The sequence below is a fragment of the Ralstonia sp. SA306 genome, from assembly GCF_054792405.1.
Genome location: NZ_CP096451.1, coordinates 2,593,654 through 2,614,559, shown reverse-complemented (window position 1 = coordinate 2,614,559; position 20,906 = coordinate 2,593,654). Strand labels below are relative to the sequence as shown.

General features: G+C 64.7%; 21 protein-coding genes. 11 read left to right on the top strand and 10 right to left on the bottom strand.

The features are described from left to right. Positions 1-2: 2 nt before the first annotated feature. The 4 genes from M1D44_RS12460 to M1D44_RS12445 are packed head-to-tail and all read right to left on the bottom strand — an operon-like array spanning position 3 to position 3,953. Entirely contained in the window at positions 3-599 is a 597-nt protein-coding gene (locus tag M1D44_RS12460) for a LolA-related protein (protein ID WP_316852769.1), read from the bottom strand. Further along, positions 596-1,558: an LpxL/LpxP family acyltransferase gene (locus M1D44_RS12455; RefSeq protein ID WP_112185910.1), complete on the bottom strand. Its 963-nt coding sequence runs from the start codon at positions 1,556-1,558 to the stop codon at positions 596-598. The genes M1D44_RS12460 and M1D44_RS12455 overlap by 4 nt, the downstream gene beginning before the upstream one ends. Next, on the bottom strand, positions 1,555-3,252 hold the full coding sequence (locus tag M1D44_RS12450; RefSeq protein ID WP_316852768.1) for an AMP-binding protein: 1,698 nt from the start codon (positions 3,250-3,252) through the stop codon (positions 1,555-1,557). The genes M1D44_RS12455 and M1D44_RS12450 overlap by 4 nt, the downstream gene beginning before the upstream one ends. 26 nt (positions 3,253-3,278) lie before the next feature. Further along, on the bottom strand, positions 3,279-3,953 hold the full coding sequence (locus M1D44_RS12445) for a COG4648 family protein (RefSeq protein WP_316852767.1): 675 nt from the start codon (positions 3,951-3,953) through the stop codon (positions 3,279-3,281). A gap of 411 nt (positions 3,954-4,364) precedes the next feature. Between M1D44_RS12445 and M1D44_RS12440 the strand changes: the two genes are divergently transcribed. Continuing rightward, positions 4,365-4,625, top strand: coding sequence for a phosphopantetheine-binding protein (locus M1D44_RS12440; protein WP_004633317.1), 261 nt, complete (start codon positions 4,365-4,367; stop codon positions 4,623-4,625). A gap of 53 nt (positions 4,626-4,678) precedes the next feature. Continuing rightward, positions 4,679-5,449, top strand: coding sequence for a glycosyltransferase family 2 protein (locus M1D44_RS12435; RefSeq protein ID WP_316852766.1), 771 nt, complete (start codon positions 4,679-4,681; stop codon positions 5,447-5,449). Between the two features lie 16 nt (positions 5,450-5,465). Here the strand turns inward: M1D44_RS12435 and M1D44_RS12430 are convergent, their stop codons facing one another. Next, on the bottom strand, positions 5,466-6,044 hold the full coding sequence (locus tag M1D44_RS12430; RefSeq protein WP_024976688.1) for a TetR/AcrR family transcriptional regulator: 579 nt from the start codon (positions 6,042-6,044) through the stop codon (positions 5,466-5,468). A 329-nt stretch (positions 6,045-6,373) separates the two neighbouring features. On the opposite strand from M1D44_RS12430, the gene M1D44_RS12425 reads away from it, so the two are divergent. Together M1D44_RS12425 and M1D44_RS12420 are read left to right on the top strand one after the other, a co-directional pair. Next, a complete protein-coding gene (locus M1D44_RS12425) occupies positions 6,374-6,955 on the top strand; it encodes a tetratricopeptide repeat protein (RefSeq protein WP_024976687.1) in 582 nt (193 codons plus the stop codon). 153 nt (positions 6,956-7,108) lie between these two features. Further along, positions 7,109-7,942: a hypothetical protein gene (locus M1D44_RS12420; protein ID WP_024976686.1), complete on the top strand. Its 834-nt coding sequence runs from the start codon at positions 7,109-7,111 to the stop codon at positions 7,940-7,942. Between the two features lie 111 nt (positions 7,943-8,053). Here the strand turns inward: M1D44_RS12420 and M1D44_RS12415 are convergent, their stop codons facing one another. Then, a complete protein-coding gene (locus tag M1D44_RS12415) occupies positions 8,054-8,686 on the bottom strand; it encodes a c-type cytochrome (protein ID WP_024976685.1) in 633 nt (210 codons plus the stop codon). Positions 8,687-8,767: 81 nt separating this feature from the next. Here M1D44_RS12415 and M1D44_RS12410 point away from each other — a divergent pair, with 81 nt between their 5' ends. Both M1D44_RS12410 and M1D44_RS12405 read left to right on the top strand, forming a co-directional pair. Beyond that, positions 8,768-9,739 carry an alpha/beta hydrolase gene (locus M1D44_RS12410; RefSeq protein ID WP_316852765.1) on the top strand — a complete coding sequence of 324 codons (972 nt, stop codon included), beginning with the start codon at positions 8,768-8,770 and terminating at the stop codon, positions 9,737-9,739. Positions 9,740-9,796: 57 nt separating this feature from the next. Next, the gene (locus M1D44_RS12405; RefSeq protein WP_112185904.1) at positions 9,797-10,591 is read left to right on the top strand and encodes a hypothetical protein; all 795 of its coding nucleotides are present in this window, start codon (positions 9,797-9,799) and stop codon (positions 10,589-10,591) included. A 19-nt stretch (positions 10,592-10,610) separates the two neighbouring features. On the opposite strand, the gene M1D44_RS12400 is transcribed toward M1D44_RS12405, so the two are convergent. Then, the gene (locus M1D44_RS12400) at positions 10,611-11,120 is read right to left on the bottom strand and encodes a gluconokinase (RefSeq protein WP_024976682.1); all 510 of its coding nucleotides are present in this window, start codon (positions 11,118-11,120) and stop codon (positions 10,611-10,613) included. A gap of 232 nt (positions 11,121-11,352) precedes the next feature. On the opposite strand from M1D44_RS12400, the gene M1D44_RS12395 reads away from it, so the two are divergent. The 5 genes from M1D44_RS12395 (at position 11,353) to M1D44_RS12375 (ending at position 16,899) form a co-directional block, all read left to right on the top strand. Then, entirely contained in the window at positions 11,353-13,068 is a 1,716-nt protein-coding gene (locus M1D44_RS12395) for an AMP-binding protein (protein ID WP_316683756.1), read from the top strand. Between the two features lie 705 nt (positions 13,069-13,773). Continuing rightward, on the top strand, positions 13,774-15,063 hold the full coding sequence (locus M1D44_RS12390; protein WP_024976680.1) for a hypothetical protein: 1,290 nt from the start codon (positions 13,774-13,776) through the stop codon (positions 15,061-15,063). Between the two features lie 124 nt (positions 15,064-15,187). Beyond that, positions 15,188-15,622, top strand: coding sequence for a hypothetical protein (locus M1D44_RS12385; RefSeq protein ID WP_024976679.1), 435 nt, complete (start codon positions 15,188-15,190; stop codon positions 15,620-15,622). Between the two features lie 16 nt (positions 15,623-15,638). Continuing rightward, positions 15,639-16,322, top strand: coding sequence for a C39 family peptidase (locus M1D44_RS12380; RefSeq protein WP_024976678.1), 684 nt, complete (start codon positions 15,639-15,641; stop codon positions 16,320-16,322). A gap of 43 nt (positions 16,323-16,365) precedes the next feature. Next, entirely contained in the window at positions 16,366-16,899 is a 534-nt protein-coding gene (locus tag M1D44_RS12375; protein WP_112185899.1) for a hypothetical protein, read from the top strand. Position 16,900: 1 nt separating this feature from the next. Here the strand turns inward: M1D44_RS12375 and M1D44_RS12370 are convergent, their stop codons facing one another. The 3 genes from M1D44_RS12370 to ilvA form a co-directional block, all read right to left on the bottom strand. Continuing rightward, entirely contained in the window at positions 16,901-18,223 is a 1,323-nt protein-coding gene (locus M1D44_RS12370; RefSeq protein WP_024976676.1) for a transporter, read from the bottom strand. 224 nt (positions 18,224-18,447) lie between these two features. Then, positions 18,448-19,284 carry an NADPH-dependent 7-cyano-7-deazaguanine reductase QueF gene (gene queF / locus M1D44_RS12365; protein ID WP_024976675.1) on the bottom strand — a complete coding sequence of 279 codons (837 nt, stop codon included), beginning with the start codon at positions 19,282-19,284 and terminating at the stop codon, positions 18,448-18,450. Beyond that, complete coding sequence (gene ilvA / locus M1D44_RS12360; protein WP_024976674.1) at positions 19,284-20,804, bottom strand: threonine ammonia-lyase, biosynthetic; 1,521 nt, start codon at positions 20,802-20,804, stop codon at positions 19,284-19,286. The genes queF and ilvA overlap by 1 nt, the downstream gene beginning before the upstream one ends. Positions 20,805-20,906 lie beyond the last annotated feature (102 nt).

The following is a 20,906-nucleotide window of genomic DNA, read 5'->3' as shown; positions in this document are numbered from 1 at the left end:
CCTTAGTTGCCCGGCACGCGTTGAAGGCGCATCAGCGAATGATCGCCATCGACCTGGCGGATGGCGACGCTGCGCAGCACATCGCGCGTGCCCTCCAGCGTGATGGTGCGAACCACCTGCTGCATGCGCGTGTCGATGGGCGAAAGGGTGAGCGTCCAGTCATCGCCGTGGCCAGCGATGGCGACCTTGTAAATCGCTTCGAGCGCGTAGCGGTTACCGGCCAGCGTGGCGCGGATGCTTTCGATGAAGGCGCCCAGCTCCGGGTATTGCGACAGCGGCATCGTGAACTTGCGCTGGTTGCGCTCCACGGTCAGCTTGTCGCCGTCAATCACGAGGTGTTCTGGCTTGGGAGCCAGCGTGTGCTTTTCCAGATGATCGGGCGCCACGAACACCAACTCGCCGGACGATTCGATCGGCTGTGCCGCAATCGACAGCGTCTTCGTTTCCGTGAATGTCGCGCGCCCCGACTTGTTGCGTGCAAGCGTGGACATCAGGCGGTCGAGCGTCCAGACGGTATCCGCGGCGTGGGCGGTCGCGGCCAACATGCTGGCTGCGAGCAGGGCCAGAAGGGCGCGTAGGAAGGGGCGCGTTGCAGTCATGGCGTTTGGGTGGTCTGGCGCTCGGCAGGGGTGTGATTCTGCGCGCCGGCCGCGTCGGCATCCTGCCAGAAGTCGAAGTAATTGAACCAGTTGTACGGCGCGGTGCGGCAGTAATGTTCGACGCGTTCCACATAGCGGCCGAGCGCGGCTTGCACGGCGGCGGCGCGATCTTCGCGGCGCACATCGGTGAAGTCCGCCAACGGATCGAAATGCACGGCGTAGCGATTGCCGCCCAGGTGCAGCCCCGTCATGAAGAGCACGGGGCGCTTCAGCATGGCGGCCATGTGCAGCGGCCCGAGCGGAAACGCTGCCGGGCTGCCGAGAAAATCCCTGCGCTGGATTGATGGCCCCGCATCGCGCAACAGCGTGCGATCGGCCAGCATGCCGACGAGCCGGTTGTCGTCCAGCGCCTCGCGCACGTGCAGCATTGCGTCTACGCGCCCCAGCGGAATGACCTCCGGCGCCGCCGCCGGGTTGATGGCGGCAACCGCGGCGTTGATGTTGCGGGCGTTCTCTTCATACATGGCGACGGCCACGCGCAGGTTGGGCACCGTACGGCCGAGCGCGCGCACCACCTCGAAGCTGCCCAGGTGCGCGCCCAGCAGGAATGCACCGCGCCCCTGCGCCAGCACGTCGTGTATGTGCTGCTGGCCCTGCAACTCGACGTCGAACAGATCGAAGCGCCCGCTGATCAGATAAATGCGGTCATGGATGGTCGTGCCGAAGGTGAACATGTGGCGGAACACGTCGCGCAGCGTGGCTGGCCGGCCGAGCGCGCGGCGCAGATAGTCACGCGAAGCACGCCGCGCCGCCGGAGAGGCCGCCACGAAGTACACCGCAATCAGCCACAGCAGAACCCGGCCGAACGGCCGCCCAAGCCGCAGCGAGAGCCACGTCATCACGCGCAGCAGCGCGAGGTTGCTGCGCTCCGGATGCTCGGCCCAGTCGGTGCGTTTCATGCAGCAACGCCCTCCGGCGCTGAAGCGGACAGCACGCCGCTGGCCACGTCGCGTTCGCCCGCGCGGATCGTGAAGCGGACGGCGTTGCTCGCCGTCGTCTCGAACGCGAGGTCGAGCAACTCCCCGGGTGCCGCAGGGCTGAGAAACTTGGCCGAGCTGATCTTGCAAGCATCAAGCGAGCGGCCCAGCGCCGCACCGATCGTGTGGAGCGCGTGGTCAAGCAGCACCACACCCGGCACGATCGGGTGGCCGGAAAAGTGCCCCGGCAGCGCCGGGTGATCAGCGGGAATGGTGAAGCGCATGTCGGGCTTGTGTGCGTTACGGTGCGAATGTTGTGCGACCAGCGCGGCCAGCACATCGCGCGCCAGTTTGCCGGTTTCGTTGCGCGGCAGCGCGTCTACCAGCAGCAGCGGGCGTGGCAGGAACGCTGCATCGATGCGCTCATGCAGGGCGCGCAGTACGTCCGCCGCGCTAAGGCTCGGCGCCACAACGAGTGCCACCAGGCGCGTGACTGCGGCGCTGCCGTGCGTATGCGGGGCGGCGGGCGCATCGTCCGGCATGTAGAACACGCCGTCTTCCACACCCGCAATCGCGTTGAGCTGATGATTCAGATACGCCAGCGAAGACCGCTTGCCGGCAATGTTGATCAGATCGGCCTTGCGGCCGTGCAGCAGAAAATGTGCCTCGTCTATCAGCTCAATCGCATCGCCCATCGGCACCGCGGTTTCGACGTGCCCGCCCTGGACCCACACCGTTGGGCCGTCGTCTTCCGGCGTGCCGGAGCGCGATTCCATGCGGACATCGGGGTACAGAAGCCACGCGGTTTCCTGTGCGGTACGGCGCGTCGCGACCTGGCCGGTTTCGGTGCTGCCGTAGATTTCCAGGAGCGGAGCGGACAGGCGCGTCTCGGCCGCCTGCGCCAGTGTTTGCGACAGCGGCGCAGTGGCCGACAGAACGAGCGATGCGCTTGGCAACGCGGGTTCCGATGCCAGCAGCGCCCGCAGATGCACCGGCGAGGTCACCAGCACGCGCGGCTGCGGCACGGCCAGCAACGCTTCGCGAATGTCCGCCGGATAGAACGGCAACTGGTTGCTGAAGGCCAGACCGCCCTGCAGCGCGAGCAGTACCGTCACCTCAAAGCCGTACATGTGCTGCGGTGGTACGGTGCCGACCAGCGTGAAGGCGCGCCCGCCGTCCAGGCCAAGGTGCGCGACTGCCGTGCGCATGCAGCGCACCAGTGCGCCCCACGTTTTGCGATGCGGCACCGGCGTGCCGGTTGATCCAGACGTGAACAACACCGCCATGACTTGCGACGCGTCGATCTGCGGCACGTCGATGAGCGTTGTGTCGGCTGTCAACGCATCGGGATAACGGAAGCCCGGCAGGTCGACGGGGCAGGCGGCCGCATCGTGCAGGCAGAACACATCGGGCGCAAACACCGAAAGCTGACGCACCATCTGCGGCGTCTGCATGGGCGGCAGCAGGCTGACTTTGCCGGCCACCAGCGTCGCACACAGCGCGACGGCAAAGCGGTAACGGTCTGAACAGGCGTTGAACACGTGATCGCCCGGCGGCAGCATCGTGGTCAGCGCCATCACATCGGCCAGGAACGCACGTACGGAGACGGGCGCGCCGTCACGCCAGGCCAGCGTGTGGTCGAGTGTTGGATGGGAGACCAGCGGGTAAGTCGGCATGAAGCAAATCGTGAGAGCGTGTGGGTTCAGCGGGAGCGCTCTGTGGCGACGGGTATGGAGTGCCCTGATTGTTCCGATTGTCGATATGCGCGTACCGCATCGAACAGGCTGGAGTGCGGCTCGCCGCGCAGCACGACGCGCCGGCAGAGGTATTCCGCCACGAACATCACGCCCACCAGCGGCAGCGACAGGTAGTTCGCAAACGTCGACCACGTTACGGTCGATGCCGTGGCAAACAGCAGGGTGGATACGATGGCGGTTGCCAGGAAAAACAGCGTCCATGCCAGCGTGACCTGCCGTGAATAACGCGCAATGCGCGGCGTGAGCGTGCCGTGCACCATGTGGGCAAAGCGCGTGCACAGCGGCTCTCGCCCCGCTACCAGCGTGCGGCCGAACACGTAGGCCATCATCAGGTTGAAGCTTGCATGTTCGAGGTACAGGCCCCAGTCAAAATTCGCGGCCAGCGGTGCGCGCGCCATCCACAGCACTCCACAGACGAGCAGCCACAGCGGCAGCAGCCATGCACGATGCGTGGAACGTGTGGCCGCGGCCAGCGCGACGGCCAACGGCGGCACCAGAGCCATCGCCAAGCCCATGCCATGCGCGCCCGGTGTTGCCGCTGCGTAATGCGCACCGATCTGATACGCCACGACCGCACCCACGCCGGCTGCGCCCCGCGCAAAGCTGGTCAGTCGCTGCATGGCAGGGCAGGGTGGGAGGAGCGGCACTGCATGGTTATCGTCGGTGAGGCGGGCAGTTTCATCGTAGGGCGGAGCACATTCTAGGGCCCCGAGCCTGTCTCGCCCGATCCGGCAGCGGCGTGTTTGTAACCGGATGTACGGCGCCCGGCCGGCGCTGCTACGGCGCCCATTGCCGCTTTGCGGCGCCACACAAGCCGTTGAATCGTTTGCGTCACTTTGGGTAGACGCCGAGACATGCGGTCTTTGTCACGGTTTCGCGCTATACGGGGTGTAACCCTTCGTCTAGAATCCGCGTAGCTTAAACGACCCCCTTCACAGGCTGGGCTGGACAAGGCAGGGGCTTCGGGCAAGGAGAACGTTGTTGGCTCTGGCCGCAATCCCCGCTGCACGCCGCCTGTGGTTGCAAGACCGATGAACGACCTGGAAAAAGAGCTCGCCGCGCTCATGATCGGCGAACTGAATCTCGAAGACATTCAACTCGATGCCCTGACCGCCGACACACCGCTGTATGGCGAAGGGTTCGGGCTCGATTCCATCGATATCCTCGAAGTTGCGCTGCTGATCTCCAAGAAATACGGCTTCGAGCTGCGCTCGGGCGATCCCGATAACCAGAAGATCTTCGCCTCGCTGGGCTCGCTCGCAGCCTACGTGGCAGAACACCGCACGCGATAGGCTCGCGCCAGCGCCCGCGCATTCCGCTTTCAACGTTTGGCCGGACCGACGCCATGCCGATGACCGGCGCTTCCACTTCGCACCTCGTTCTGATTCCAAGCTACAACCCTGGCCCCAAGGTTGACGACACCGTGCGCAGTGCGCGCGCGCAGTGGAACCCGGTCTGGGTGGTGGCCGACGGCAGCACCGACGGCAGCACCGAACGCCTGCAGGCCATGGCCGCGCAAGACCCGGGGCTGCGCGTGATCGTGCTGCCGCGCAATCGCGGCAAGGGCGTGGCTGTGCTGGCCGGGCTGGAAGCTGCTGCCGCGGCGGGCTTCACCTACGTGCTGACCATGGACGCCGATGGGCAGCATCCTGCCAACCTAATCCCCGAATTCATGGCGGCCTCGCAGGCTGCGCCCGACGCGATGATCCTCGGCCAGCCGGTGTTCGACGCAACGGCGCCGCAGATGCGCGTGCACGGTCGGCGCCTGTCCAATGGCTGCGCGGATATCGAAACGCTGTGGGCCGGTATTGGCGATACGTTGTTCGGTTTTCGCGTCTATCCGATTGCGCCGCTGGCCGAGATCATGCGCCGGCAGACTTGGATGCGCGGTTTCGATTTCGACCCGGAAGCGGCCGTGCGCCTGTGCTGGGCCGGTGTGCGTCCGATCCGGCTGGCGGCGCCGGTGCGCTACTTCCGCGCGCACGAGGGCGGCGTGTCGCATTTCCGGTATCTGCGCGACAACATCCTGCTGGTCGGGATGCATCTACGCCTGGCGGCTGAGGGCATGCTGCGCTTGCCCTCGATGATTGCGCGGCGGGTGCAGCGCGGCTGGTAGCTTGCGGCGGCAGGGTTCAGGCAGCTTCGGTGGCGGCCCTGGCCTGGTTCAGAAGGGTTTCTGCAGCGTGCCAGGCCTGTGACGCGGCGGACGGATCGCCCATCGTGCGCGCATCGGCCGTGGCACCCGATAGCAGCATCACGTACACGCCCGCAAGCTGCCGCGCCGTACCGGCGGGCACCACATCCCTGAGCAGCGTTTCCATCATTGCGAGCAGATCGTCGCGGTAGCGTACCGCCACGTCGGTCACCTTGGGGCAGGTGGCGCCAAACTCCGCAAGCGCGCGCTCGAACAGGCAGCCCGCAAATTCGGGAGTGCGGAACCACGTGCCGTACCACTCGAAGATGCCCTTGAGGCGGGCGGTGGCGTCGGGCAGGGGGCTGAGCTTCTCTGCAATGCTGCCCATGACGTAGGTATAGCGCTGCTCCAGCACTTCCTTGATCAGATCTTCCTTGCCGGTAAAGTGCCGGTACAGCGTCATGCGGGCGACGCCGGACTCGTCGATGATCCAATCGACGCCCACGGGGTGAAAGCCGTGCTTGGAAAACAGCTCACTGGCCTTGTCCACCACCTGTTGGCGCTTGCTTGCGCGCATTGCTACCTCTCCTCATTGCTGGGCCGCATCTTAGCATCGGCCCCTTGTTGCGACCTTGGGGGACTCGCCCTGAGCAAACTCAGTCGCACGGTGTCGTTGCCACGTCAGCTTTACGCTTTGATAACACAACGGCACACGCTTCAAGCTAAAGTAGACCGATCTATATCATGTGCCCGCAAATCCTGCGGGGGCGCGGAAGAGAAAGCGTTGTGCAGCCGATCTGGCGGCGCCGGTCTTGCGAACGGGATCGCAAAAACGACCGGCACCGACCTGGCTGTCAGCGGAGTTTCTCTCGATCAACAGCAACAATAAAAGAAAGGGTCAGGCGAATGCGGAATCGTTTGCTGATGTTGGGAGTCGTGTCACTGCTGGCAGCGTGTGCCCAGCCGCAGCCACCCAGCGATGTGGTGCGGGTATGTGACGACCGCGGCTGTGCCGATCGGCCGAAAGCCCAGGTGGCGTTTGACCAGGCGAATATCCCTGACGAAGATCCGCGCATTACCGCCCTCAAGGAAGTTGCCAAGCGAGAGCCCAAGGCCGCCTACGACCTGGGTCTGCGCTATTTCCGCGGCGACGGCGTCCGCCAGGACAGCTACCAGGCACTGAACTGGATGCGCGAGGCAGCCGAGCACGGCAACCTGCAGGCGCAAAAGGCGCTGGGCGCGTTCTACCTGTTCGGGCTGGAAGAGATGGGCTCCGACCCGCGCGAAGCCGAAAAATGGCTCTCGATTGCCGTGAGCCGTGGCGACAAGGAATCGAAGAAGCTGCTTGAGCAAGCACGCGCCGCCAAGAAATCCGATGAAGACGACTACAAGTGGCGCGCGCAATGGCGCACCACTTACTACGGCTATTGGTATTCGGGTTATCCGTACCTCGGCGTCTGGCGCCAGACGAGCTGGTACTGGTACTGAGAGAGGCGCCGCAGTCATCCGTTTCAAAGCGTTTCAAGGCAGTTCGGGGAGGGGGGAAACCTGTTGCACACCTCGCACGCCTGATCAAGGGGGGCTTATTGAGTCGCAGGACGCATAAGCCGAACATCGACTCAATGTGAGCCACACAACAATATGAAAACCAATCTTCTCAGCCGCACTGCCAGGGCCGCAGGCGTAGCACTGATCATCTCTTCCCTGGCTGCGTGCGCAGGCGGCGGCATGGTGACGCCGGGCGGCCAGAACGCCGGCGTGAGCGGTGCGGCGGCCGGCGGCTCCAGCGTGGGTGCAGACCCGACGCTCGAGCGCTGTGCCTCGCCGCTGGGCACCATCGCGATGGATGATGGCCGCAACGCAGACTGGTACGGCCAGTTCGGCAGCGCCACCAAGGTGACGACCATCGATCCGCTGCTGCGCATGGCTGTGCAGCAATCGAACTGCTTCGTGATCACGTCGATCGGCAACCAGAAGACCGACGCACGCCTGTCGCGCATCACCGATCTGCAGCGCAACTCCGGTGAATACCGTGCCGGCTCGAAGCAGCAGAAGGGTCAGCGCGTGGCGGCTGACTACTACATGGAGCCGCAGATCATCATCAACGACTCGCCGATCGGCGGTGTGGCGGGTGCCGTGGGCGGCCTGCTGGGCAACAGCGCCATCGCCGCGTTGGCCGGCAGCGTGAAGTCGAAGGCTTCGGTTGTGACGCTGACCCTGTTCGACGTGCGCTCGGCCGTGCAGATCGCAGCCGCCGAAGGCAGCTCAACCGCGACGAACTACGGTGCGGTGCTGGCCGGCTTTGGCGGTGGCGTGGGCGGCGGTCTGGCAGGTTTCTCCAGCACGCCGGAAGGCAAGGCCACGGTGGTCGCCTTTATCGACGCGTGGAACAAGATGGTTGTTGCACTGCGTAGCTACAAGGCGCAGGACGTCAAGGGCGGCCTGGGTCGTGGCGGTCAGCTCAAGGTCAACTGATCGGGCTGAACCGGACCAGCACTGAAAGGGCATTCAGCGCCCCGAGGTGCGAGAGCAAAAAAGCCTGCGGCGGTTGCGTCGCAGGCTTTTTGCTTTTGAGGCAGGCGGCGCTCAGCGCGCGTCTTTCGGCTTGTCGCCCTTGGGCCAGTCCTTGGCGCGCGCGGCATAGTCGGGGCGCGGCTGCTGGGTAAAGAAGGCGGCCACGTCCACTGCCTCTTGCGCGGTCAACGTGCCGCCCTGGCCCAGGGGCATGTTGTGCTTCACAAAGGCAGCGGCGGTGTACATGCGAGCCATGCCCGCACCCACGTTGAACGAATCCTTGCCCCACAACGGGGGCATCAGGTAACCACCTTGCGGGTTGGGCAGCCCCTGGCCTTCGGCGCCATGGCAGGCTGCGCAGCGCTGGGCGTAGACGGCCTTGCCGTTCTCGCGGTTAGGCGCGAGCGACGTGTCGATCTTTTCGAAACCGCGTCCTGTCACGTTGGTGCCCACGGGTACGCCGCTGGAGAGCCATTTCATGTAGGCGAGGATGGCGTTCATGTCTTCGCCATCGAAGGCGATGGGCTTGCCGTTCATCGACCGCTGGAAGCAATCATTCACGCGCTGTTGCAGCGAGATGACCGCACCGCTGCGCGATCGGTACTCCGGAAACGCAGTTGCGCCCGTCCCTCGGCTGCGACGCGCGAGACGCCTGACGTGGCTTGACGTTACGTCCTGAGAGACGGCGTTGTCGTATGGGCACACTCGCGTTCCCGCAGGGTGTGAACCGATTGTCTGGGCAGCGCTTCCTCGCTAAGCTGGGACTTTGCAGCGGAGGGTTGCGCGATGAGCTGGCAGAACTGGGTCGTCTCGAGGATGGTGCGCAACGAGGTCAAGAAGCCGACCGAGCGGGAGCCCTTCGATCCCATCGCCACGCGCCTGCATGCCGAGAAGCGCAAGATGCCTTCGCCGGTGGAACTGCCGCCGGATTGGCGCATCGTGCCGGCCAAGGGTATCAACGGCGACGGCCTCACCGGCGAATGGATCGAACCCGCTGATCCGGACCTGCATGACGACGCGCCCGTCGTCCTTTATCTGCATGGCGGCGGCTACTTCTTCTGCAGCCCGCGCACACATCGCCCGATCACCATTGGCCTCGCCACGCATGCGCGGGCGCGCGTGTGCGTCCCGGACTACCGGCTCGCACCCGAACATCCGTTTCCAGCGCCGGTGGAAGATGCGCTCTTCACGTATCGCACGCTGCTGGCGCAGGGCGTGGCGCCATCGCGCATTGTGGTGGCCGGCGATTCCGCGGGGGGCGGGCTGGCGTTGGCGCTGCTGGTGGCCCTGCGTGATGCGGCTGATCCGCTGCCGGCCGGCGCGGTGCTGTATTCGCCGTGGACGGACTTGGCAGCCACCGGCCAGAGCCTGATCGATAACGATGAATCCGACGTGATGTTTCGCGGCGCGTGGATGGCGCACGGTGCGGCGTTGTACCTGGGCGATTCGGGCGCGCCGACGGACCATCCGCTCGCCTCGCCGTTATATGCCGATTTCACGGGCCTGCCCCCGCTGCACTGCTATGTCAGCACCAGCGAGGTGCTACGCGACGATACCCTCCGAATGGCCGAGCGCGCGCGGGCGGCCGGGGTATCCGTTTCGGTAGAAATGGGGCGGCGGCTTCCGCACGTGTGGCCGATCTTCTATCCTTTCCTTCCAGAGGCGCGCGTAGCGCTCAAACGATCGGGCGAGCAGATCAGACGACTCGTTGCCGCCCAATATGAGAACCGAGAACCGGTGGCACTGACACCGGCATGACCCGACCTGTGGCGCCCATGCGTAGCCCGGTCGGGATGCGCAAACGGGGAGCCCAGCATGCGTCGGGTGGTGGTATTGGGGTTGGTGCTGGCTGTGGCGGCCGGCGCCTGGCATTGGAGTCGGCTGCATCGGCTGAGGCTGGCGAATGTGCGTTTTGCACCGATCGAAACCGTCGCCGCCGCGACCGGCGCTGCGGGCGGCCCCGCCTTCAATGCCAACAAATCGCACTGGCTCAAGGCGTGCGACCAGGCGCTTGGCCCGATGCGCGTGGAGGTGCGTGCCATCGAAACGCCGCTGTCTTTCTCCAACGACCGCTCAGTCAGTCAACTCACCGCCGAGGCACCGCCGTACGATCGCTCAGCCCGCGTGCTGGGCAAGACGTACGCGACGCTGCTGGCGCGCTTCGACGTCAACAGTCGCTACATGGCCATCGCCACGCAGCCGGCTACGACCTGCCTGCGGCCGTCCATCTCGGTGGAGCTGGTGCTGAATAACTTTCGGGTGACGGTGGCGCGCGAATTTGCGCCGGGCACTTGCGCGTACAACGCCATCCGCGAGCATGAGTTGCGGCATGTGGCTGTCAACCGTGCGGTGCTGCCGCATGCCGCCGAGGTGATCCGCAAGGAGATCGAGAGCGAATACGGCGGCCGGCTCTACTTTGGAGACCCAGACCGCATTGCCGCTGATTTGCAGGCAGCGCTCACGCGCCATTGGCTGCCGCGTGCGCAATCGCTGATCGAACTTGGGCTGCAGGCGCACGAGCAGATCGACACGCCGCGTGAGCAGGAGCGCATGAGTCGCGTGTGCAATGGCGAGGTGCAGGCCGTATTGCAACAACTCACGCGCAGCTAGCGCGCGAACACGTGCGAGTTCAGGCGGCCGGGCGGTGCGCGGCGCGTGCCTGCAGTTGCGTGATGGCCTCGTCGACGATGGCTTTGGGCGGCAGCGCGATGTCGACGATGACGGCGTCGGTCGGCTCTTCCAGCGCCTCAAACTGGCTGCGCAGCAGGTTCGGGTTGAAGAAGTGGTCTTTCCGTGCGGCGAGGCGGCCTTGCAGCAGATCGAAGTCGCCCTTCAGGTAGACGAATTCCGTGTTGCCGGCGGGGCCGCGCAGCACGTCGCGGTAGCGCTGCTTGAGAGCGGAGCAGGCCACCACCAGCGATTGCCCGCTGCTCGTTTTTTCGTCCATGTAGGCGCGGATGGATTCGAGCCAGGGTTTGCGGTCGTCGTCGTTCAGGGGGATGCCGGCGTGCATCTTGGCGCGGTTGGCCTCGGAGTGGAACTCGTCGCCATCACGGAAAGCGCAGCCCAGCCGCTCGGCAATCTTCTGGCCCACCGTGGATTTGCCGCAACCCGAAACACCCATCACTACTACGATCATCGTCATTCCCTACGTGCAAGAAAGCGCAAAACATCAGGGCGGCATGTTAGCGCGTTGAAGGCCGCGCCCGCCGATTTTTGCTGCTGCAGCGCAGCAATTGTTCCGCGTCATTGTTCGTCCGGCAACGGATTGCCAAATACGTCAAGCTGCGTCAAATTGCGGTGGAAGCATTGGTTACAAATCATTCAGAACAAGGCCCCAAAAAGGTCAACGTTGATTGGAGGAGACATCCATGGCTGGTGAGGTTTTCGACGCGCGACCGCGCAACGGTGCGTCGTATGTGGTGGGCGACACGGCGGTGCCGCTGGCACACGTGACGGTTTCGGCGTTGCTGGCGGAAACGGTGCGTCGCTGTCCTGACGACGAGGCTGTCGTGTTCCGCGAACAGAACGTGCGCTGGACGTGGCGCGCCTTTGCCGAACAGGTCGATGCGCTGGCCGCCGGCCTGCACGCGCTGGGACTGGAGCGGGGCGACCGCATCGGCATCTGGTCGCCCAACCGCGTCGAATGGGTGCTCACGCAGTTCGCGACGGCGCGCCTGGGCCTTATCCTCGTCAACATCAATCCGGCGTATCGGCTGTCGGAACTGGAATACGCGCTCAACAAGGTCGGTTGCAAGGCCATCGTGGCGGCCGAGGCCTTCAAGACCTCGCGCTATCTGGAAATGCTGCAGACGCTCGCGCCGGAACTGGCGACTGCGCAGCCCGGCGCGTTGAACGCCGCCAAGCTGCCGGCGCTGCGCTGGGTCATCCGCATGGGCGACGCCAATACGCCTGGCATGCTCAACTTTGCTGACGTCATTGCGCGTGGAAAAAGCGTACCCGTTGATGCGCTGGATGCCATCACGGCCACGCTGTCGCCCGACGACGCCATCAACATTCAGTTCACTAGCGGCACGACCGGAGCGCCCAAGGGGGCGACGCTCACGCATGTGAACGTCGTCAATAACGCGCGCTTCGTTGCCATGGCGATGAATCTGCAAGAGGGCGATCGGCTGTGCATTCCCGTGCCGCTGTATCACTGCTTCGGCATGGTCATGTCGGTGCTCACCTGCACGGCCACCGGAGCGTGCATGGTGTTCCCGGGCGAGGCGTTCGATCCGCTGGCCACGCTGCGCACGGTGGCGGAAGAACGCTGCACCCAACTGCACGGCGTGCCGACGATGTTCATCGCGCAGCTCGATCATCCGGACTTCAAGAGCTTTGACGTATCGACGCTGCGCGGCGGCATCATGGCCGGATCGCCGTGTCCCATCGAGGTGATGAAGCGCGTGGTGTCGGAGCTGAACCTGCGCGAAGTCACCATCGCCTACGGCATGACCGAGACGAGCCCCGTGTCCTTCCAGAGCGCCGTAACGGACCCGCTCGACAAGCGCGTGACCACCGTCGGCCGCATCCAGCCGCATTTGCAGGTCAAGCTGGTCGATGGCGCGGGAGAGGTGGTGCCTGTGGGCGAGAAGGGCGAGCTGTGCACCAAGGGCTATTCGGTCATGCTCGGCTACTGGGACGACGAGGCCAAGACCGCCGAATCGATCCACGACGGCTGGATGCGCACGGGCGATCTGGCAACGTTCGATGCCGAGGGCTACTGCAACATCGTCGGCCGCGTGAAGGACATGCTCATTCGCGGTGGCGAGAATGTCTACCCGCGCGAGATCGAAGAATTCCTCTTCCGGCATCCGAAGGTGCAGGCCGTCAACGTATTTGGCGTGCCCGACCCGAAGTACGGCGAAGAGGTCTGCGCGTGGATCGTCCTCAAGCCCGGCCAGCAGGCTACGGAAGATGAGATCCGTACGTTCTGCCAGGGCCAGATCGCGCACTACAAGATCCCGCGCTACATCCGCTTTGTCACCGAGATGCCGATGACGGTGACGGGCAAGGTGCAGAAGTTCGTCATGCGCGACCGCATGATCGAAGAACTCAAGTTGACGGTGGCCGCTACGGCCTGAACCTGAGCTTGCGGTTTCGCCGCTGAAATGCCAACCAGTTGCGCGCGGCTTTTCGTTGCCATGACGATGCTTGCCGCGCGCGGCTTTTTTTCGCCTGCCTGGGCAACGCCTGACGCAGAAATCGAGACACGTCTCCCGCATGCGTCTTGCCGATAGGGGGCACTCGCAATCGAGCAGCCACGCGCGGCTGCGTGCTGACGGTGCGTACGCCATCGAGGCATGCAAACCGCTGCGAGGTGCGCGGCGGGATGCTCACTCGCCGCGACCAACCGCTCACGCAATGTGAGCGACGATGCGCCGACGTATCACGCCTGAAACACCCAGCCAATCGCTCGTCTCAAACACCCACACCGAGCGTATGCGTGCGCGTGGTTTGCGTCTTGGCGCGAAAGCCGTTCATGCCGTGGCTGCCATGCGTGACACGACGGTGTATCGGCGCCGCAACCGAAAAGGCGCCAACGGGCCGCCAAAAGTTGCATGTGTCGACACAATTGCGCTTCACGGCTCGCGCCCATGTACGCGCATGCGAGTGAAACTTTTGCGTTTTCAAACGCTTAGAACACCCGTGTGAGGCGGGCCCGGAAGTTGGCACTGATTATGCAAACGAGCCGCCCCGGGGTGGGTCATGTTTTTTCCCACAGGCAGAGCGCGCCGGCCTTACTGGCTGCGTTTCCAGCCGTCCCTCTCACCTTTATGGAGTGCGTTATGAAGAAGACCTTACTGGCCACCGCGATCGCCATGGGATTGGGGGTCTCTGGCGTTGCATTGGCCGACATCGGGAATACGGCGTCCGGCGCGGGTGACAAGACCCAAACCAACACGTCGACTATCACCAGAACCAACACCAGCACAGACACGACGACGAACACCGCAACGACCACAACCACGACGGCAACCGATAACTCGAATCAGCACAACAACCAAAGCCAGGGCAGCAACCGCGACAACAGCGGCTGGGCCAACGCTGACGGCTATGGCACCGCCGCCGCCAACAACGGCGGTATGGCAACGGCAACATTCACCAACTCCTTCAACACAAGCAAGGCAATTGCAGTCTCGAAGCTGGACGGCACCGTCACCAACATCAGCGTGTCGGGCATCGGCAACGTCGCCACCAACAATGGCGGCTCGGCCAATGGCGGCGCGGGCGGGCGTGGCGGATACGGCTACGGCGGCGCTGGCGCTGGCGGCAACGGTGGCGCTGGCGGCGCAGGTGGCAGTGGTGGCGCGGGCGGCAGCTCGGGCAGCGTCACGCATGGCAGCGCGACCAACGGCGGCGCAGTGGCCGGCAACGGTGGCAATGGCGGAGACGCCGGCGGCAGTGCGGGCAGCGGCGGTAACGGCGGCAGCTCCGGCACGCTCTCGGCCAGCCTGGGCGCGGGCCTTGGCGGCGCAGCGGGCAGCACGAGCGCAGCCGGCGGCGGTGGCGGCGGGGCAGGCGGCACGTCCAGCGCTAGCGGTGGCGATGCGAACCGCCATCACGGCAGCGGCGCGGCCACGGGCGGCGGCAGTGCCTCGGCAGGCGGGGCAGGCGGCGCTGGCGGCTCCACCACCAGCGGCACGTCCACGGCATCGGCAGGTGCGGGCACAGGCTCGAGCAGTGCCACCGGCACCAGCACGGGTGGCGGGGCAGGCGCGGGCGGTGCAGCTACCAACGTGGCAGGCAATGGCGGCGCAGGCGGCAGCGCGACCAACGGCAGCGCAACCAACGGCGCAGCATCGTCCACGGCGGGCAATGGCGCTGTGGGTGCAGTCGGTGCGGCCGGCGGCGCAGGCGGCGTGGGCAATGGCGGTGTCGGCAATGGTGCGGTGGGCGGCACGGGCGGTGCAGGCGGCACGGTCATGGTGGACGCAGGTACGTTCAACATGTCCAACGCCATGACCAGCGTCGGCCAGTCTGCAGCAGGCGTGATGGTGGCGAACCAGAACAGCGGCTTCGCTTCCCTCATCCAGCAAAGCATCAACGTGCAGGCCAACCTGAATGTCGGCAAGTAGCCCGGTATCAGGCGTGAGCGGGGAAGTGCCGTTGTGCGTGCGGTGACATTGCGCGCATGGCGGTGGACAGGGCCGGACTGCATGCGTGGTCCGGCCCGCAGTTGGAGCGTATAGGAGATGTTCGATGCGATCCGACAGAAGAACCACAGCAGGATGGGCGGCATGGTGTTTGGCATGCGGCCTGGCAGTGTGGCCAGTGGCAGCGGCGATGGCAGCGGACGATGCGTCAATCGCAGACGGTGCTCAGACAGCCAATACGGAAGCGGTGCGTCCCCCGGTCGCCGCGGCCGTGTCGGTGCCTGGGTTCGGTCATGCGGTGGGAGCAGATCGGCTCGACAGCTATCGCGGCGGCACGCAGGATCTCTACCAGACCGTCAATGACGCGCGCCTGTCGGGCACCGTGAGCGACAACGCCGCCGTGAATGTGGCGACGGGGTCGAACATCGTGCGCGACGGCTCGTTTGCCAATGCCAGCGGGATCCCCACGGTCATCCAGAACAGCGGAGCGAACGTGCTGATCCAGAACGCCACCATCGTCAACGTGCAGTTCCGGCCTTGAGCTTGTGAAGGACGGAATGATGCGCAAGACGTGCGGCGCAGTGCTGATGGCACTGATGTGCGGGCCCGCGTTGGCGGGCGCGATCGACATGCTCGGCACGGGCGGCGGCACGTATGCGGTGCCGGTGACGAGCATGAAGGCCGCGCGCTATCTGCGAACCGTGCATCAGCGTTTCGACTTCAGTTGCGGGTCGGCCGCGGTAGCGACGCTGCTCACGTATCAGTACGGCTATCCGGTGAGCGAGCAGACCGTGTTCCAGGCCATGTATGAGCATGGCAACCAGGAGAAGATCCGGCGAGAAGGTTTTTCGCTGCTCGACATCAAACGCTATCTGGCGTCGGTAGGCTTTGAGGCCGATGGTTTCGAGCAGCCGCTGGATGCATTGAAGGACGCGCACTTGCCGGCCATCGTGCTGTTGACCGAGAACGGCTATCACCACTTCGTGGTGGTCAAGGGTGTGCAAGAAGGGCGTGTGCTGGTGGGCGATCCGGCCATGGGCACGCGTGCGATTCCGCGTGCTAGTTTCGAGAGCATGTGGGACAACCATTTACTGTTCGTCGTCCACAACCGCGAGTCGGGGGCGACGTTCAACGCCGCATCGGATTGGCGCGTGGCACCGCGTGCGCCGCTGGAGGAAGGCATGGACCGCAGCGGCCTGGGAAACATCGTTGTTCCCAAGCACGGTCCGTCCGATTTCTGAGCGTCGTCTGCATGGCAGTCAGGTAGTCCGGCAGGAGGGCATCATGAAGCGGTTTGGCAAGATGGCGTGGGCCGGCTGGTTCGCGCTGGCTGCGGCCGGGCATGCGTTTGCTGCCGGCATGGATAGCATGGATAACAATCCCGTCCATGTCTGGCACGCCGTGTCCGAAGACAAGCTCGACGACATGCGCGGCGGGTTTGATGTGCCCTCGCTTGCGGGGCTGCATATCTCGTTCGGCATCGACCGGGCGGTCTACGTCAACGGCGATCTGGTGGCGAGCGCATCGGTCAACATCCCCGATGTGGCACGCATGACGGCCAACCAGGCGCAGCAATTGGCCTCGGTGGTCAACACGGTGAACCTCGTGCAGAACGGCCCCAACAATGTCGCACCGCCCGATGTGGCCGCGGGTGCGACAGCGGCGGCCACGGTCATCCAGAACAGCTTGAACAACCAGACGCTGCAGGCGGTGACGACCATCAATGCGGCGGTCAACAGCCTGCCGCAGTTCCGTCAGATGAATCTCGCCAACGTGCTACAAGGCGCGTTGGCCAACGTCGTCACCATGCAGCACTGAGCTAGAACTGGATCGGCAGGCGAAGCGTGACGGTAAGATCTGGCGTGTCGCGCGTCAGGCCTGCCCCCACCGACAGGTTTAGCGACATCTTGGGCGATAGCCGGTACGAATAGCCGACCAGCAACGTACCGAGAATCGTCCGCACCGAGCCCGGCACGCGCTGGCCGTTCTGCTTGGTCGGCGCGATGATGCTCTGGTCGTAGCCGATGGAGAACGATGCCTTTTCGTTCAGCGCCAGCCCCATGCCGAAGTTCAGGCCGATGATGTCGCCGGCTTTCACGTTGCCGAGGAACTGCTTCGAACCGTCCACCAGGTTCAGACTCACGTCCTTGCGCTCGAAGTTGTGCAGGTAGCTGATGCTGCCGAAGAACACTGCCGGATCCGTCGGGAACAGCCACGTCAGCCCCGGCTGAACCGCGAAGAAGCCAGAACCCGTTGGCTGTTGCAGAGGCAGGCCGGTGCCCGTGGTATTGCTCACGCAGCGCGTCACGCAATCGGTGGTGACGTCAAACGGATCCTTGCCGGTGCGCGTCTTGAAGCGCAGCCAGCCGATGTAGAACGGCTTGTCGACGCCGCCCGCATTGATCTGATAGCGCGCGGTCAGTTCCACATCGCCGATGCCGCGCCCGTGCGAGCTGAAGGCGTTGTCTGTCGCCGTGCCGGTGAACAGTTCGCGGCTGACCGTGTCGCTCGCGCTGTAGACATAGGGCACGCGCGCTTCCAGTTCCCAACGGCGCGCCAGGCCGTAACGCAATGCCACCGTGCCGGTGAGCGTGGTGGTCTTGACCTGCCGTACGTCGATCAACCCGATCAACAGCGCGGGGATGATGGTGTAGCCCACCAGTGCCACGCGGTCGGACGATGAATACGCCATCTGCAATGACGGCTCGACGACCACCTTGCCCGGCGGTGTAAGCGCGCTGGGCTCGTCGAAGATCTGCGCGATGCGGGGTGGCCGGTCAGGTGGCTCCGGCGGTTTGCCGACGGGCGTGGCGCCGGGCTGGTCGTTCTGCGCGATTTCCGATGCGTCGCCTGCCGCGCCAGGAGCGCCGGCACCGCGCACGGTGTCGAGTCGGCCCTCGCTCATGCCGAGCGCGCGCCGCATGCGCCGCAGATGCGTTTCCTGTTGCTGGATCGAGCGCTTGAGTTCCTGCAGGCGCGCCTGCGTATCGGCAAGCTCGCGCTGCAGCGCTTCCAGACTGGGTGGCTTGTCGTCCACCGGCTCGTTGGTCTGCGCAAGGACCGACCCGCTGCACAACAGCAGGCATGCGCACGTAACCGCTTGGGTTGTCTCACCTTGCGGCCACCATGGCGTCTTCGTCACGGCAATGTCCCCCGTCGAGAGTGTCCTTACCGCTGGCAGCGGACGGACGCTTCACGATTCCCCCGGGTGGTGTACTGCGGATACCACTATAGGCGAGCGGGCGTGAAACGATAGGGCGGTGGCGTCCACAAAACGGACGAGGCCGAAATGCCCGTTTGGTGGATCGCTCAGGCAAGAAAAAAGGCGCCCGAAGGCGCCTTGCGTGGCTTACGCAGTGTCAGCGCTTACTGACGCGCGTTTCTCAGGTTATCCGGCCAGGGCGTGTTGTAGTTTGTGCGGAACGGGTTGATGTCCAGCCCGCCGCGCCGCGTGTAGCGCGCATACACGGCCAGCTTGACCGGCCGGCACTGGCGCAGGATGTCGGTAAAGATCCGCTCCACGCATTGTTCGTGAAACTCGTTGTGCTCACGGAACGAGATCAGATACTTCAGCAGCCCTTCCTGATTGATCGGCGCACCCACATAGCGGATCTGCACGCTGCCCCAGTCCGGCTGACCCGTCACAAGGCAATTGGACTTCAGCAGGTGCGACACCAGCGTTTCTTCCACCGGGCTTTCTTCCTCATCGGCATGCAGCAGCTCGGGCGTGGGCTGATAGACGTCGGTTTCGATGTCCAGGCGATCGAGCAGCAGGCCATCGAGTTCGCCCATTTTCTGCCGGGAAAATTCCTCCGGGGGGACGATACGCACCTGCACCGGTGCACCGCAGGCTTCCGACAGATCGTGATGAATCAACTGCTGCAGCGCTTCGTGCGACGCCACCTTCGTCTGGTTGAACGAATTCAGATACAGCTTGAACGACTTCGATTCAACGATGTTGGGCGAATCCGCCGGCACGATCACGGTGCCGAGCGCCACCTGCGGCTTGCCGCGCAGGTTTAGCCACGACAGCTCGTACAGGTTCCAGAGGTCGACGCCGAAGAAGGGCAGGGGCGTGCCGGCGGCGAGGCCGATCTCGTCGCGCTTGCCCTGGCGCGGAATCGGAAACAGCAGGCTCGGGTCGTACTCCGTCTTGTACGCGGAGGTCTTACCCAGGGGCGAATGTTCGGGTTGGTTGCTCATCACAAAAACAGGCTGTAGACGGGGTTCTCGCTTTCGTCCCAGTAGGTATAGCCCAGCGTGGCGAGGAACGCCTTGAACTCGCGCTTCTCGTTCTTCGGTACCTGGATGCCGACGAGGATGTTGCTCGAATCCGCGCCCTGATTGCGGTAGTGGAACAGGCTGATGTTCCAGTTCGGGCTCATGCTCGAGAGGAACTTCATCAGCGCGCCGGGCCGCTCGGGAAACTCGAAACGATAGAGATGCTCGTTTTCCGCCAGCGGCGAACGCCCGCCCACCATGTAGCGGATGTGCTGCTTGGCGAGTTCGTCGTTGGACAGGTCCAGCGTCGGGAAACCGTGCTTGCGGAAGTTCTCGGCAATCTTGTCGCCCTCTGCGCGCGATGCAATTTGCACGCCCACGAAGATATGCGCCGCGTCCTTGCTGGCAATGCGGTAGTTGAACTCCGTCACGTTGCGCGACCAGCCGACCAGTTCGCAGAAGCGCTTGAAGCTGCCGCGCTCTTCCGGGATCGTCACGGCAAACACGGCTTCACGCGCCTCGCCCACTTCGGCGCGCTCGGCCACGAAGCGCAGGCGGTCGAAGTTCATGTTCGCGCCACTGGCCACCGCCACCAGCGATTCGTTCTTCAGCTTGTGGGTCTCGGCATACTGCTTCAGGCCGGCCAGCGCCAGCGCGCCCGACGGCTCCAGCAGGCTGCGGGTGTCCTGGAACACATCTTTCAGCGCCGCGCAGATGGCATCCGTATCCACGGTGATGATTTCGTCGACCAGCTCGCGCGTAATGCGGAAGGTTTCCTTGCCCACCAGCTTCACCGCGGTGCCGTCGGCAAACAGGCCCACTTCCTTCAGTTCGACGCGCTTGCCAGCGGCGACCGAACGCGCCATGGCGTCGGAATCCACGCTCTGCACGCCGATGACCTTGACGTCCGGCCGCACGGCCTTCACGTAGGCCGCAACGCCCGAGATCAACCCGCCGCCGCCGATCGAGCAGAAGATGGCATGCAGGGGCTGCGGATGCTGACGCAGGATTTCCATGGCGATGGTGCCCTGGCCGGCAATCACGTCGGGATCGTCGAACGGGTGCACGAAGGTGTAGCCGTGCTTTTCCTGCAGCTTGGCAGCGTGGTTGTACGCGTCGGAATAGCTCTCGCCCTGCAGCACGACATCGACCCATTCGCCGCCGCGGGAGCGCACGCCGTCGATCTTCAACTGCGGCGTCGTCACCGGCATGCAGATCACCGCCTTGCACTCCATGCGGGCCGCGCTGAAGGCCACGCCCTGCGCGTGGTTGCCCGCCGATGCCGTAATCACCCCGCGCTTGCGCTCGGCCGCCGTGAGCGAGGCCATCTTGTTGTAGGCGCCGCGCAGCTTGAACGAGAACACCGGCTGGTCATCCTCGCGCTTGAGGTAGACGCGGTTGCCGGTGCGCGCCGACAGGTTTGGCGCGAACTTCAGCTCGGTTTCCACCGCGACGTCATAGACCTTCGCGGTCAGGATTTTCTTGAGGTAATCGATGGCCATGGTGCGGACCGGGTTGGACGTGAACAGAGCCCGTAAGCCTATCACGCGGCGCCTTGCCCGCCTTGCCGGACCTGCGTGCCGGTCGGTACACTGCCCCGGCCG

Bases quoted from the DNA above. Each gene is read 5' to 3' on its own strand.
- M1D44_RS12460 (WP_316852769.1), bottom strand. From the start codon at position 599: ATGACTGCAACGCGCCCCTTCCTACGCGCCCTTCTGGCCCTGCTCGCA.
- M1D44_RS12455 (WP_112185910.1), bottom strand. From the start codon at position 1,558: ATGAAACGCACCGACTGGGCCGAGCATCCGGAGCGCAGCAACCTCGCG.
- M1D44_RS12450 (WP_316852768.1), bottom strand. From the start codon at position 3,252: ATGCCGACTTACCCGCTGGTCTCCCATCCAACACTCGACCACACGCTG.
- M1D44_RS12445 (WP_316852767.1), bottom strand. From the start codon at position 3,953: ATGCAGCGACTGACCAGCTTTGCGCGGGGCGCAGCCGGCGTGGGTGCG.
- M1D44_RS12440 (WP_004633317.1), top strand. From the start codon at position 4,365: ATGAACGACCTGGAAAAAGAGCTCGCCGCGCTCATGATCGGCGAACTG.
- M1D44_RS12435 (WP_316852766.1), top strand. From the start codon at position 4,679: ATGCCGATGACCGGCGCTTCCACTTCGCACCTCGTTCTGATTCCAAGC.
- M1D44_RS12430 (WP_024976688.1), bottom strand. From the start codon at position 6,044: ATGCGCGCAAGCAAGCGCCAACAGGTGGTGGACAAGGCCAGTGAGCTG.
- M1D44_RS12425 (WP_024976687.1), top strand. From the start codon at position 6,374: ATGCGGAATCGTTTGCTGATGTTGGGAGTCGTGTCACTGCTGGCAGCG.
- M1D44_RS12420 (WP_024976686.1), top strand. From the start codon at position 7,109: ATGAAAACCAATCTTCTCAGCCGCACTGCCAGGGCCGCAGGCGTAGCA.
- M1D44_RS12410 (WP_316852765.1), top strand. From the start codon at position 8,768: ATGAGCTGGCAGAACTGGGTCGTCTCGAGGATGGTGCGCAACGAGGTC.
- M1D44_RS12405 (WP_112185904.1), top strand. From the start codon at position 9,797: ATGCGTCGGGTGGTGGTATTGGGGTTGGTGCTGGCTGTGGCGGCCGGC.
- M1D44_RS12400 (WP_024976682.1), bottom strand. From the start codon at position 11,120: ATGATCGTAGTAGTGATGGGTGTTTCGGGTTGCGGCAAATCCACGGTG.
- M1D44_RS12395 (WP_316683756.1), top strand. From the start codon at position 11,353: ATGGCTGGTGAGGTTTTCGACGCGCGACCGCGCAACGGTGCGTCGTAT.
- M1D44_RS12390 (WP_024976680.1), top strand. From the start codon at position 13,774: ATGAAGAAGACCTTACTGGCCACCGCGATCGCCATGGGATTGGGGGTC.
- M1D44_RS12385 (WP_024976679.1), top strand. From the start codon at position 15,188: ATGCGATCCGACAGAAGAACCACAGCAGGATGGGCGGCATGGTGTTTG.
- M1D44_RS12380 (WP_024976678.1), top strand. From the start codon at position 15,639: ATGATGCGCAAGACGTGCGGCGCAGTGCTGATGGCACTGATGTGCGGG.
- M1D44_RS12375 (WP_112185899.1), top strand. From the start codon at position 16,366: ATGAAGCGGTTTGGCAAGATGGCGTGGGCCGGCTGGTTCGCGCTGGCT.
- queF (WP_024976675.1), bottom strand. From the start codon at position 19,284: ATGAGCAACCAACCCGAACATTCGCCCCTGGGTAAGACCTCCGCGTAC.
- ilvA (WP_024976674.1), bottom strand. From the start codon at position 20,804: ATGGCCATCGATTACCTCAAGAAAATCCTGACCGCGAAGGTCTATGAC.